The sequence below is a fragment of the Pseudomonas sp. rhizo66 genome, assembly GCF_031931925.1.
Lineage (GTDB): Bacteria > Pseudomonadota > Gammaproteobacteria > Pseudomonadales > Pseudomonadaceae > Aquipseudomonas.
This window is the reverse complement of the sequence record NZ_JAUJWZ010000015.1, coordinates 62,755-75,797: the sequence shown is the minus strand read 5'-3', so window position 1 is coordinate 75,797 and position 13,043 is coordinate 62,755. Positions and strand designations below refer to the sequence as shown.

The following is a 13,043-nucleotide window of genomic DNA, read 5'->3' as shown; positions in this document are numbered from 1 at the left end:
ATGCGGGCCTATTGCCTGAGCCAGAGCCTTCAACCGGCGATGGCGCGATCCACCGAGAGCTTGCCGGCGCCTTCGATCAGGACGGCAAGGCTGCCACCGAGCAGCGCCAGAGCGAACTCGTAACCGTTGTTGGCCATAAACAGACCGTTACTGATGTGTACGGTGAAGATAGCTACCAGCGACAGGAAGGTCAGACCCAATGCCGCCGGGCGCACCAGCAGGCCGATGATCAACGCCAGGCCAGCGAAGAATTCAGTTCCGCCCGCCAGCGTCGCCATCAGGTAGCCTGGGTGCAGACCGATGCTGTCCATGTATTGCGCGGTGCCAGCCAGACCATAACCACCGAACAGACCGAAAAGTTTTTGCGAACCGTGGGCCGCGAAGATCACGCCGACGGCGATGCGCAGGAGGGTCAGACCGTAGCCAGCGCGGGTGAACAGTACTTTGTTGATCAGAGAGCTCATGGGGCATTCCTTGTTTTTGCGAGAAGTTGTGTGTGTTGGTTGGCCGCTATATTAATCAGTAAATTTCATGTTAAAAGCGCAAATATTCCGCCATAACAATCAGTTTATTAGATCATTTCCGTGAGACGACTTTTTGCACCCCGGGCTCCAACGACTCCCGCTCCCGGTCGAACGCCAAGTAATACTTGTTCACGCTATTAACATAGCTGACCGGCCCCATTCCTACCTGCTCCATGGCGATGCGCTCGACCTGGAAGAACCACTGATTGGGATTCAGCCCCCGCCGTCGGGCTTCAGCGCGCATGCCCTGCACGCGTTCGGGGCCGATGTTGTAGGCCGCCAACGTGAACGCCATGCGTTCACGTTCATTGAGCTTGGGGCTGTTGAAGAACTTGCGGCGGATCATGGCCAGGTACTTGGCCCCGGCCTGCACATTCGAATCGAGATTCTGAATGTTATTCACGCCGACACGCTGAGCAGCGGACGGGGTGATCTGCATCAGCCCGGTCGGACCACTGCCGCTGCGGGCATTGGGTTGCAGGCTTGATTCCTTGAACGCCAGTGCGGCCAGATTCAACCAGTCCATGTTCTGCGCGTCGGCATGCTTCTGCAGGGTCGGGCGCAGCTTTTCCAGGCGCTGGCGATCAGCCTTGGCCAAGGGATAGTGGACTTGATAGAGACGCCGATAGATGCGCAGAAACGCGGCGTCTTCATTGGATGGCTTCTTGTAACCGCCGAGAAAGCGGTCGATGCTTGCGCGCAACATCGAGGCGTCGCGGCGTACGAACCAGTACTCCTCGCCCGGCTCGCTGATCATCAGTTGCCGGTCAAAACGCAGCTTCGGCAAGATCTTGCCCCAGCGCTCGGCAATGGGTTGCTCGACGATGGTCAGGTGGAAAATCCCGCCCTGCACCATCTCCAGCACATCTTCGACCGCCAGGGTCGGATCGACCCATTCGATCTTGATCGGCGCCAGTTTGTGCAACGCCAGTTTCTGATTGAGCTGACTGACCGCCTCCCCCGCCGCACTGCCAGTGGGCAACGCCAGGGTTTTGCCGGACAGCTGCTCGACCTTGGTGTAGCGCCGCTCGCCCTTGATCCCGACCAGCACCAGCGGCACATTGCTGGCGATCGGTTCGCTACTGGCCACGGCGTAGCCCGATTGCAGATCGAGCAGTTCGCCCGGCGCGACCAGATCACCCTCGCCACGCTGCAAAGCGCCGAGCAATTGATCCTTGGCTTTGGGAATGATCTTGAGGGTGATTTCCTGGCCGTCGCGGGCGTAGCCATTGAGGTATTGCTCGAAGGCGCGCAGACGATGGTATTCGACGCCAATGGCCTGGCCCTGCACTTCGCCGGAGCTGTTGCGGCTCTGGTTGACCAGCACGCGCAACACGCGGCTGCTGCGAATCTCGGATAAATCCCGCACTTTGGCGGCTGGCACGGCTTGCAGCGGCCCGGGCAGGCGCGCGACCGCCGTCATCGGCAATAGCAGCGAGCCACACAACAGGAGCAAAACCGAGGGACGAACCATCCACTCTCCGAAAAGAATACGGGGCGATTTCATCGTTAAAAGATCGAAATCACCGACGAAAACAGAGCGCCATGAGCGCTGGCAACGTGCGAGAGACTGGCACAGTAATGGCACTTCTACCAAACCGGTCTGCGTCGCGGCATCAACAGACAGCTATAAGTCGTTGTAGTTCTTGGCTTTTCTTATGAATCTACAGCTCTGGTATGCTTTCCGGCCTTCGGCCCGAGGTAGCAACCATGCAACTCATCGATATCGGCGTCAACCTGACCAACCCCAGTTTCGCCGACAAACACCAGGCCGTGCTTGATCGCGCCTATGCCGCCGGGGTCTGCCAACTGGTGCTGACCGGCACCAGCGTCGAGGGCAGCGAGCAAGCCCTGGAGCTGTGCCAGCAACTCGATGAAAGCGGCCAGCGACTGTTCGCCACTGCCGGCATCCACCCGCATTCGGCCCGTGACTGGAACGCCGACAGCGCGCGCCGCCTGCGCAGTTTGCTGAAGGAATCCAATGTGGTCGCGGTGGGTGAATGCGGGCTGGATTTCAACCGGGATTTCTCGCCGCGCCCACAGCAGGAAAAAGTCCTCGAAGAACATCTGGCGCTGGCCGTTGAACTGCAACTGCCGGTGTTTCTGCACGAGCGTGACGCGAGCCAGCGCCTGCTGGAAATCCTCAAGGACTTCCGCGATCAACTGCCCGCCGCTGTGGTGCACTGCTTCACCGGCGAGCAAAAAGCCCTGTTCAGCTACCTCGATCTGGATCTGCACATTGGTATCACCGGCTGGATCTGCGACGAGCGCCGGGGCACGCATTTGCATCCACTGGTGAAAGAGATCAAGCGTGGGCGCTTGATGCTGGAAAGCGATGCGCCGTACCTGCTGCCGCGCACGCTCCGACCAAAACCGAAAAACGGCCGCAATGAGCCGGCATATCTGACTGAAGTGCTGCGTGAAGTGGCGTTGCATCGCGGCGAAACCGAGGAAGATCTGGCGGCGCACACCACCGCGTGTGCCCGAACGTTCTACAACCTCCCGGCATTGGCGTAAGCCGCAAAAGATCGCAGCCTTCGGCAGCTCCTACAGGGTGTACGCCCATCCGAATGTAGGAGCTGCCGAAGGCTGCGATCTTTTGATCTCTTGACCCACATCAAATAGAGTCTTCTGCATAGCGGCACAATGCTGGCACCTTGCCAAAACTGTTTCCGCTATCAGAGAAGACCTCCATGGGTGCCTGGCTTAGCAATATCTCGCTGAAATACAAATTCTGGGCGGTCAATGCGGTCGCCTTCGTCACCACCCTGCTGCTGGTGCTGTACGCCGTGCAGCTCGAACAACAGGCGCGCAGTCACGCGTCGCAGGTTTCCGCACAGGCCCAGGCGCAATTGCTCAAGGCCTGGCCGGCCGGGCAGCCGCTGCCGAAGGCGGATCACGTGCTGACCTTCAAACGCGGTGAAGCTCCGCGCCTGAACGATCAACCCTTGCTGGAAATCACGGAAAGCAACGGCTGGAACGACATCAATCACATGCCGCTGTTCGGCGATAACCCGCTGATGGGCGCCGAAGTGTTCGGTCGCGCCGATGGCCAGCAGGTTGCGGTGATTGCCTACGGCCCGAGTCTGAGTCAGGTGTTCAGCGAGCGTTTCGCCAATTATGCGGTGGCGGTGTTTATCCTGATGTTCGCCATGCTGTGCGCCTCGCAACTGTTGATCCGCTTCTTGCTCAGCCAGCTCAATACGCTGAAAGACGTGATGCTCCACGTCGAGAAAAGCGGCGATCTCTCGGCCCGAGTGCCGCTGGTCGGCAAAGACGAAGTCGGGCAGATGGCCAATGCGTTCAACGCGATGCAGGCCGGTTATCAACGTGTCGTCACCACAGTGGCTAACACGGCGCGGCAACTGGATGTCGGCGCAGCGCGGCTGGCATCGAGCATGAACGAAGTGCGCCACGGCATGCTCGGCCAGCAGAGCGAAACCGATCAGGCCGCCACCGCGATCAACGAGATGACCGCCACGGTTTATCACATTGCCCAACATGCCGGCGCCACTCGCGATTTGTCGCAGACCGCCGATGGTCTCGCCGGCAGCGGTCAGCAAGTGGTCGCGCGGGTGCAGCATTCGATTGCCGGGTTATCCAGCGGTGTGCAGCAGACCGCCGAGATGATTCAACGGCTGGCCGAGGACAGCCAGAAGATCAACGGCGTGGTCAGCGTGATTCACAGCATTGCCGAGCAGACCAACCTGTTGGCACTGAACGCTGCCATCGAAGCCGCCCGCGCCGGTGAGATGGGCCGAGGTTTTGCGGTGGTGGCCGATGAGGTGCGTAACCTGGCCAAACGCGTGCAGACCTCGACCGACGAGATCACCACGATGGTCTCGGCCTTGCAGGCTGGGACCCGCGATGCGGTGGATTTCATGCAGGAGAGTTCGTACAAGGCTGACGACTGCGTGCAGCAAGCACAGGAGGCTGGCGAGGCGCTGGCGGAAATCACCGGTGCCGTGGCGCAGATGCGTGAAAGCAATACGCAGATTGCCGTGGCGGCGGAGCAGCAAAGCCAGGTTGCCGAGGAAATGAACCGGGCGGTGGTGAGTATTCGCGATGTGACCGAGAACACTGTGCAGCAGACGGTGGATTCGGCCACAACCAGTAATGAGTTGGCGACGCTGGCTGGGGAGCTCAACAAAGCAATTGGGCAGTTGAAACTCTGAAGATCAAAAGATCGCAGCCTTCGGCAGCTCCTACAGATGTACGCATTTCAATGTAGGAGCTGCCGAAGGCTACGATCTTTTTTGTCCATCATCCCTATGATGCCAATAGCCAACCTTGATTCGCCGCCCTCTGCGCCCGGGCCTATTCTTCAACCATGAGTTCAACATGGATCGAGGAGTAGCAAACATGGGCAAACGTCACCCCAACCTTCCCGCGTGGCAATGGCGCGCGTACCCGGGCAATCATCAGCACCCGACCAATCTGGTGCTGCACCTGATTGCCGTGCCGTTGTTCATCGTCGCGTTTCTGCTGATCGTCTCCGGGCTGTTCAGCCTGAGTCTGGCCAGCGTCGCCATCGGCGTGATCGGCATCATCGCGGCGCTGGGTTTGCAGCGCCACGGCCACAGCCTGGAGGCGCAAGCCTCCGAGCCGTTCAGTGATCGTAAAGACGCGGTGTCGCGTTTGCTGGTCGAGCAGTTCCTGACCTTTCCGCGCTTCTTGCTCGGTGGCGGCTGGTGGCGCGCCTGGCGTGAGCGCCACCGTCGGCATTGAGTCAGGCGAAGATCGTGACGGTCTGGCGACTCATCGCAATCAACTCGCCTTTTGCGCTCCACAGCTTGGCGGCCACATGGCCGTAACCGTCGGCGGCGTATTCGATATCGGCGAGGTACTGGCACCAGTCCAGCGTGCTCAAATCGTGTAGCGGCTGCACGAATTCGATGGTCCAGGTCAACGTGCTGCCGGGGGCAGGCTTCTTCAGATACGGCAACAGCGCGGGTGGCCAAGCATCCACCAAGGCCAGCAGATGCGTCTCGTTGACCGGTTCTTCTTTGACATCTCCGCGTAACCGCACCCAGCCGCCCATCAGCCGCGATTGCGTGCCGGTGAACGGCATCCCACCGACACTCCAGCGCATTGCCAGATGACGCATGAACTCCGGGGTCACGCCTTTGATATAGGGTAATTCCTGGCATTCGTCCCAGTGCTTCATTGATGGCGCCGGATACGCTTCGACTGCCACCTCGGAGGGCCGCGAAGCACCGAAGCTGCCCTGAACGATCGTCACCACCTGACCATTCTGCATCGCCCGACCCATGACCTGACTGACGGCTTTGCCTTCGCGCAGCACATCCACTTCGAAACTCACCGGCACTTCGGGCTCGACAGGGCCGACAAAAGTGATCGCCAGCGAACGCACCGGGCGATCTGCCGGTACTTTCGCGCGCATGGCTTCGTATTGCAGCGCGGCCACCAGACCACCGAAACTGGCACGGCCCTGGCCCCATTCGGCAGGGATCGTCAGTTCCGGTTGGCGGCGGACCGCCTCGAGCAGATCGCTAAAGCGCATGACAACCTCAGAAAACAAGAAAGGGATGCGGGGATCTTAAACAGACCTGCAGAGCCCCGCAGCGTCTATTCCGGTCAAATGGGCTGACAGAAAGGCCTTAACGTATTTCAAATTTAGTCACAAAAACCCGTAGGAGCGCCGAAGGCTGCGATCTTTTGATTTTGATTTTTAACAACAAGATCAAAAGATCGCAGCCTTCGGCAGCTCCTACAGGGGATATCGCGGGGCTCAGGTTATTTGAAGCAGGCTGAACTGAGTTTTTCCAGCACGCGATCAGCCTTGGCTTCGGCGTTGATCATGGTGGCCTGCCAGGTCGCCACACAAGGTTGAAGATCGGCCTCCTGCTCGGCTCTCGCCAACCACTGCCAGCAATCGTGCCAGTCACCCAACGCGCCTTGGGCAGACTTGAGACGCGCCAGCGCCGCCTCAGGCAGGCGATCCAGTTCGGGATAGGCTTCGATGCCGTAGCGCACGCGTTTGATCAGCAAGCGCAGGCGATGGCGGTCGTGGGCCGGGTCGTGCAGCGCCTCGTCGAGTTTCTGCCATTGCTTGCCCAAGCGTTTTTCGATGCGTTTATCCAAACCTTTGAGCAAGCCCTGACGCTGGGAAGCGCGCAGGAATCGCGGGAACGCGTCGAGAATCATCAGCAGCGAGGCCACTTCGGTACTCGCCGCCAGCGCCGGATAGGCCTCGGCCATTTGCGCCATGCGCCGTTGCGCAGCTGCCGGTTGATCATGCGCGTGCAGGTACGCCGCCAACACCTCGCGATCACGCCACGGGGTGGTCAATTGGCCGACGGCCGAGGCGGCATCTTCCAGTTGTTCGACCCCGGGCAAACCACGCAAGGGCCGCAACAGGCTGCGCAAACGCCGCACCGTGGTGCGCAGATCATGCAACGCCTCGGGGTCGGTGCGAGCCGTCAATCGCGCCTGACGGGCCAGCAGCCGCACCTCCAGGCTCAGGACATGAGCCACCAACCGGTCAATCATAGGTTTACTCCGTAAACAGTTAGAAGCTGCAAGCTGCAGGCTGCAAGTTGTGTGATCGCCTACTACTTGTAGCTTGTAGCTGAAATCTTGCCGCTGCTTTTATCGTCCGGCGCGGGATTCGCGAATATAGAAGCGCGCTTTCTCGGCTTTCTTGCTGCAGCCTTCGAACCCTTCGAACTGCTGCTGGGTCTTGGCGGCGGTCAGCAGCGACAACGCTTTGGAGTAGCTAACGGTGCCGGCAAAGCCTTCGGCCTTGGCCAGATCCAGCTCATGCCAGGCCGCGTCGAGCTGGCTGCCGCAGCTGTCGCGGTAAGCGGTTTTACCGGCGCAACCGGCCAATGCCAAAGCCATCAACGGCACACAGATCCAGGCTTTCATCACTCACACCTCAAATAGGTCAACAGTCGTGCAGGTAAGACGGTAAGGCTGCGAAAAAGTGCCTTGCCGGCGGGTGAAACCGCGCAACTGAGAAGGATAGCGCTGAAGGGCCATGCAGTAGCGAAAAAACGACGTCACTGGCGCACTCAACGACTTCGGCGATTGAGCCTGCCCGGCGATGGGTGCATTGTGGAACCTTGTCGGGAGGACGCTGGATGAAAAAACGTGTTGCGCTGGTGCTGGGTTCCGGTGGCGCCCGGGGCTATGCCCATATCGGGGTCATTGAAGAGATCGAGAAACGCGGTTACGAAATCGCCTGTATTGCTGGCTGTTCGATGGGCGCCGTGGTTGGCGGGATCTATGCCGCCGGCAAACTCGACGTTTACAAGAACTGGATCGAAAGCCTCGATTACCTCGATGTCTTGCGCCTGGTCGACGTGAGTTTTCGTCTCGGCGCGATTCGCGGCGAAAAGGTCTTCGGGCAGATCCGCAAGATCGTCGGCGAGGTCAACATCGAAGACTTGCGTATCCCCTACACCGCCGTCGCCGCCGACCTCACCAATCAACAGGAGATCTGGTTTCAGGAAGGCTGCCTGCATCAGGCCATGCGCGCCTCGGCGGCGATTCCCAGCCTGTTCACTCCGGTGATGCAGGGCAATCGCATGCTGGTCGACGGCGGCATTCTCAACCCGTTGCCAATCGTGCCGGTGGTGTCGAGTCACTGCGATCTGATCATTGCGGTCAACCTCAACTCGACCAACCAGCGTCACTACAAATTGCCGGTGATCCAGCGCCCCGCCGCGTTCCGCTCACGCTTCGACAACCTGATCCGATCGCTGGGGTCGAAGATGCCGTTCCGCCGTACACAGGCCGAGCAATTATTGCGTCTCGAACAGGAGGCGCTGCGCGCCGAAGCGGCGGACATCAATCCCTGGCTGGAAGGCGTCGAGCCGGAGAGCCAGCAACCGGCCGCCGCACCAGAGCGTGAAGGCGCGCCGAAATCGGCGACCGGGTCATTCATCATCGATAACGTCGGGCCGGCCTCGTTGCTGGATTTGATCAACCAGAGTTTCGAGGTGATGCAGACCTCGTTGGCGCAGTACAAGATTGCCGGGTATCCGCCGGACATCCTGATCAACGTGCCGAAGCGCGTGTGCCGGTTTTTCGAGTTTTACAAGGCGCCGGAGTTGATCGCGTTGGGACGGGAGATTGCGCGGGATACGCTGGATCGGTACGACAGTGAGCAGCAGCAATAAAGATCAAAAGATCGCAGCCTTCGGCAGCTCCTACAGGGGAACGCATTCCAATGTAGGAGCTGCCGAAGGCTGCGATCTTTTAGCTATCCCGCAGATTCCAACAGCCGATAACCAACCCCGGCTTCAGTCACGATAAACCGCGGCCGCGTCGGATCGTCCGCCAGTTTCTGGCGCAAATGCCCCACCACAATCCGCAGATAATGGCTGTCCTCGGTATGGGTCGGCCCCCAGATATCCTTGAGCAGTTGCTGCTGGGTAATCACCCGCCCCGGATGCCGCGCGAGTTGCGCCAGCACCGCGTATTCCTTGCGGGTCAGCGCCACTTCGACACCGTCGAGCAACACTCGCCGATAGGCCAGATCCACCGTCAGCGGGCCGAAGCTCAGCGCCGCCTGCTGCGCCTCCCCTGCCGGAGCCTGACGCAACAAGGCGCGGACTCGGGCGAGAAACTCCTGAATGCCGAACGGCTTGGTCACGTAGTCATTGGCGCCGCCATCCAGCGCCTGGACTTTCTGCCCTTCGCTGGCGCGCACCGACAACACCAGCACCGGCGCCGTGGCCCACTCGCGAAACTCGCGCAGCACTTGCTGACCATCCATGTCCGGCAAGCCGAGGTCGAGCACCAGCAAGTCCGGTTTGTTCAGCGCCGCTTGCGCCAGCCCTTCGGCACCGTTACCGGCCTCAAGCACTTTATAGCCCTGTGAGGTAAGGCTGATGCGCAGGAATTTGCGGATCTGCGGTTCGTCGTCGATGACCAAAATGGTCGCGGTCTGGCTCATGAATTCACATCAACACAAAAGAATGGCAAGAGAGTAGCGCAGTCCGCATCAGGCTTCATGGTCCAGCCCCGGTTGCGTCTGCAACGGCAAGTGCAAGGTGATGCAGGTGCCGCGTCCGTCGATGCCGTCAGCGACGCTGATACGCCCACCGTGCGCACCGACCATGCCCTGACAGATTGCCAGGCCGAGGCCGGTGCCCTGGCCGCCACGATCACCCCGGGCAGCGGTGTAGAACATGTCGAAAATCTTCGCCCGTTCCTCCTCGGGAATCCCCGGCCCCTCGTCGCTGACCGAGAAGAAAATCTCCTGGTCATTCGCGCCCGCACTCAGTTGCAAACGACCGTGCGCGGGTGAGAAACGTGCGGCGTTTTCCAATACATTGACCAGTGCTTGCTCGATCAGCGCCGCATGCACGAACAACAGCGGCAACTCGGCCGGCACATCGGTGCTGACCTGCAATGGCGCCAGCACCGCGCGCAGACGATTGAGCGAACTGCCGACGATATCGGCGGGCGACACCCAATCTCGCGCCAGTTTCAGCGCGCCGTGGCCGAGGCGGGTCATGTCGAGCAGATTCTGGATGTAGCGATCCAGGCGTTCGGCTTCATCGCGAGTGCCTTCGAGCAGTTCACGCCGATCCTCCAGCGGGATCGCTTCGCCGAGGGCCAACAGGCTATCGATGCTGCCGCGCATGGCGGTCAGCGGCGTGCGCAAATCGTGGGACACGGAGGCCAGCAAGGCACTGCGCAGTTGTTCGGTTTCACCGTGCAGGCGCGCGGCTTCCAGGTCATCAGCCAACTGCGCGCGCGCCAGCGCTTGGGCGAGCGGCTGACTCAACGCGGTGAGCAAACGCCGACGTTGACCGCTCAAGGTCTGGCCTTCCTTGGCGCAAACACCGAGCAAGGCCAGCGGCCCGTCCTCGACCGAAAGCGGCCACCACCACCAGCGTCCGAACGGCAATGTGCCGGTGCCCATGCCTGCCGGTTGATCGTGTTGCCAGGCCCAATCGGCGGCGGCGCGTTCGGACTCGGTAAATTCCAGCGGGCCACCGGTCTCGACTTTCCAGCCGCCCTGGCCGTCGCGGTTGAGCAGGCACAACTGCAGATCGCTCCAGCCATTGAGGTGCTGCGCGGCGGCGCTGACCACCGCTTGGCGATCGGTTGCGGCGGTGAGTTTGCGCGACAGGTCGAGCAATTCGGTGGTCTCTTCCTGGGTGTCGCGCAAGGCCTGCAATTGCCGACGCTGACGCGCCGCGAGGTTGCCGGTGAGCGCCGCCATCAGCAGGAAAAACAACAGCGTCAGGACGTCTTCTTCGCGCTGGATGGCGAAGGAAAAATTCGGCGGGATGAACAGAAAGTCATAGGTCAGAAACGACAGCGCGGCACAGGCCAGCGCCGGGCCGAGACTGCTGCGCACCGCCACCAACAGCACCGCCGCAAGGAACACCAGCGAGATGTTCGGCAGCGGCAGCACGCTCGACACTGCCCACGCCAGGGCGGTGGCCAATACGGTGGCGACCAGCGCCAAGGCATAGTCGAACCACACCAGGGTCAGCGCGTTGCGCGGGCGCGGTTGATGCTGTTGCTGATCGCTGTCGAGGACGTTGATCTCCAGCCCGTGAGCCTGACGCAGCAGGCGCGCCGCGAGGCCACCGCCAAACAGACGCCGGCGTAGACGTGGCCGGGACTGCCCAACCAGCACCAGACTCGCACGGCGTTCGGCGGCATGCTGGATCAGGGTTTTCGCCACCTCACCGGCGCGCAGCAACACCACTTCACCGCCCAGGCGCTCGGCCAATTGCTGAGCGCTTTGCAGGCGCAGGCGCGATTGCTCATCGCGCACGCTGCCGTTATCGACATGCACCAGACTCCACGGCAAATGCCGGCGCTGGGCGACGCGGCTGGCATGGCGCACCAGGCGTTCGGCCTGCGCATCGCCATCGACGCCGACCAGCAGGCGTCCACGCACCGCCGGGGCCGCCTGACCAAGTTGGCGATAGCCTTGGGCGAGATCGTTATCGACCTGCGCGGCGGCGGTTTGCATCGCCAATTCACGCAACGCGGTGAGGTTGGTCTGGGTGAAAAACGCATCGATCGCCGCGCGGGCCTGCTCCGGCACGTAGACTTTGCCTTCGCGCAGACGCTCGAGCAATTCACGTGGCGGCAGGTCGATCAGCAGCAGTTCGTAGGCTTCTTGCAGGACCCAGTCCGGCAGGGTTTCGCGCACTTGCACACCGGTGATGCCGCGCACCTGATCATTGAGACTTTCCAGGTGCTGGACGTTGACCGTGGTGAACACGTCGATGCCGGCGGCGAGCAGTTCCTGAATGTCTTGCCAGCGTTTCGTGTGGCGACTGCCGGGGGCGTTGCTGTGGGCCAGCTCATCGACCAGCACCAGTTTCGGTTTGGCCGCGAGAATGCCGTCGAGGTCCATTTCTTCGAGCATCACGCCACGGTATTCCGAGCGCACCAACGGTTGCTGCGGCAAGCCGCCGAGCAGCGCTTCGGTTTCGGCGCGGCCATGGGTTTCGACGACGCCAGCGATGACTTTCACGCCTTGGCGCAATTGCGTGTGGGCGGCCTGGAGCATGGCGTAGGTCTTGCCGACTCCGGGAGCGGCGCCGAGGAAAACCTTGAGCCGGCCACGGCCGTCACGGGGCAGGTCTGCTAACAGCGCGTCGGCGCGGCCGGAGTCGCTCATGCTTGATGTTCTCTCTTGCTGATGGTTATGCGGTGTTCTTTCGGCCCTATTCGCGAGCAGGCTCGCTCCCACAAGGAGTATGCATTCCACTGTGGGAGCGAGCCTGCTCGCGAATGGCCGCGCCGCTGATTCAGAGTTTTTCCAGTGCCATATTCAGCTCAAGCACATTCACCACCGGCGGCCCCACCAGCGGCTGTTCGATATGCGCATCGAGCAGTTGCTGAAGAGTCGATACCGGCACATTTCGCGCTGCCGAGACACGCGCCAGTTGATAGGCAATTGCCGCCGGTGGCAAGTGTGGATCGAGGCCACTGCCGGAGGTGGTCAGCAAGGCCAATGGCACCGGGCCTTGCCCCGGAACCTGCAATTTATTGGCATCGTCGATCACGCGGGTTGCCAGTGCGGGATTGCTCGGGGCCAGGTTGCTCGCGCTGCTGGAAACCGTAGCAAACGCGCCGGCCGATGGCCGTGGATGGAACCACGCATCGCCGACAAAATCCTGGGCGATCAGCGACGAGCCGCGGACCTTGCCGTCGGCGTCGTGCACCAGGCTGCCGTTGGCTTGGGCGGGAAATGCGACTTGCGCGACACCGGTCACCACCAGTGGATAGGCGACGCCGGTGACCAGGGTCATCAGCACCAGCAGGCTCAGGGCCGGACGTATCATTGTGGACATTGCAAGATCCTCGAATTCGTTGGGCAAACTTTTGCGGGGTGTCAGGGAGAGCTTTTCCCCCTCACCCCAGCCCTCTCCCCCAAGGGGGCGAGGGGGAAAGGGAGCCGATCTTTGTGCAGTTCAAACCTGAGTTCGACTCGGGATTTCAGGTCGGTACAGCTTCCGTAAACACCTAGGTCAGTCCCCTCTCCTCCAAAGTCGCCAAGGGGATAGGGAG

12 protein-coding genes are annotated in these 13,043 nt (G+C 61.1%); 4 read left to right on the top strand and 8 right to left on the bottom strand.

Features of this window, described 5'->3' with window-relative positions; genetic code table 11:
- Positions 1-29: 29 nt before the first annotated feature.
- Positions 30-464 carry a DoxX family protein gene (locus QZR14_RS18415; protein ID WP_158959291.1) on the bottom strand — a complete coding sequence of 145 codons (435 nt, stop codon included), beginning with the start codon at positions 462-464 and terminating at the stop codon, positions 30-32.
- 112 nt (positions 465-576) lie between these two features.
- A complete protein-coding gene (locus QZR14_RS18410; protein WP_311997348.1) occupies positions 577-1,998 on the bottom strand; it encodes a transglycosylase SLT domain-containing protein in 1,422 nt (473 codons plus the stop codon).
- A gap of 236 nt (positions 1,999-2,234) precedes the next feature.
- On the opposite strand from QZR14_RS18410, the gene QZR14_RS18405 reads away from it, so the two are divergent.
- The 3 genes from QZR14_RS18405 (at position 2,235) to QZR14_RS18395 (ending at position 5,252) form a co-directional block, all read left to right on the top strand.
- Complete coding sequence (locus QZR14_RS18405; protein WP_311997347.1) at positions 2,235-3,041, top strand: TatD family hydrolase; 807 nt, start codon at positions 2,235-2,237, stop codon at positions 3,039-3,041.
- 176 nt (positions 3,042-3,217) lie between these two features.
- Positions 3,218-4,699 (top strand): methyl-accepting chemotaxis protein, encoded by a 1,482-nt coding sequence (locus QZR14_RS18400; RefSeq protein WP_311997346.1) that lies wholly within the window; start codon positions 3,218-3,220, stop codon positions 4,697-4,699.
- A gap of 187 nt (positions 4,700-4,886) precedes the next feature.
- Positions 4,887-5,252, top strand: a complete 366-nt coding sequence (locus QZR14_RS18395; protein WP_311997345.1) for a terminase — start codon at positions 4,887-4,889, stop codon at positions 5,250-5,252.
- Position 5,253: 1 nt separating this feature from the next.
- Here the strand turns inward: QZR14_RS18395 and QZR14_RS18390 are convergent, their stop codons facing one another.
- The 3 genes from QZR14_RS18390 to QZR14_RS18380 form a co-directional block, all read right to left on the bottom strand.
- Positions 5,254-6,048 carry an acyl-CoA thioesterase gene (locus QZR14_RS18390; RefSeq protein ID WP_311997344.1) on the bottom strand — a complete coding sequence of 265 codons (795 nt, stop codon included), beginning with the start codon at positions 6,046-6,048 and terminating at the stop codon, positions 5,254-5,256.
- 233 nt (positions 6,049-6,281) lie between these two features.
- Positions 6,282-7,037: a CHAD domain-containing protein gene (locus QZR14_RS18385; protein WP_311997343.1), complete on the bottom strand. Its 756-nt coding sequence runs from the start codon at positions 7,035-7,037 to the stop codon at positions 6,282-6,284.
- A gap of 99 nt (positions 7,038-7,136) precedes the next feature.
- Positions 7,137-7,415, bottom strand: coding sequence for a hypothetical protein (locus tag QZR14_RS18380; protein WP_007908543.1), 279 nt, complete (start codon positions 7,413-7,415; stop codon positions 7,137-7,139).
- Positions 7,416-7,630: 215 nt separating this feature from the next.
- On the opposite strand from QZR14_RS18380, the gene QZR14_RS18375 reads away from it, so the two are divergent.
- A complete protein-coding gene (locus QZR14_RS18375; RefSeq protein ID WP_311997342.1) occupies positions 7,631-8,671 on the top strand; it encodes a patatin-like phospholipase family protein in 1,041 nt (346 codons plus the stop codon).
- An 83-nt stretch (positions 8,672-8,754) separates the two neighbouring features.
- On the opposite strand, the gene QZR14_RS18370 is transcribed toward QZR14_RS18375, so the two are convergent.
- The 3 genes from QZR14_RS18370 to kdpC form a co-directional block, all read right to left on the bottom strand.
- The gene (locus QZR14_RS18370) at positions 8,755-9,450 is read right to left on the bottom strand and encodes a response regulator (RefSeq protein ID WP_311997341.1); all 696 of its coding nucleotides are present in this window, start codon (positions 9,448-9,450) and stop codon (positions 8,755-8,757) included.
- Positions 9,451-9,498: 48 nt separating this feature from the next.
- Complete coding sequence (locus QZR14_RS18365; protein ID WP_311997340.1) at positions 9,499-12,150, bottom strand: sensor histidine kinase KdpD; 2,652 nt, start codon at positions 12,148-12,150, stop codon at positions 9,499-9,501.
- A 130-nt stretch (positions 12,151-12,280) separates the two neighbouring features.
- Complete coding sequence (kdpC, locus tag QZR14_RS18360) at positions 12,281-12,826, bottom strand: potassium-transporting ATPase subunit KdpC (protein WP_311997339.1); 546 nt, start codon at positions 12,824-12,826, stop codon at positions 12,281-12,283.
- Between the last annotated feature and the right edge of the window lie 217 nt (positions 12,827-13,043).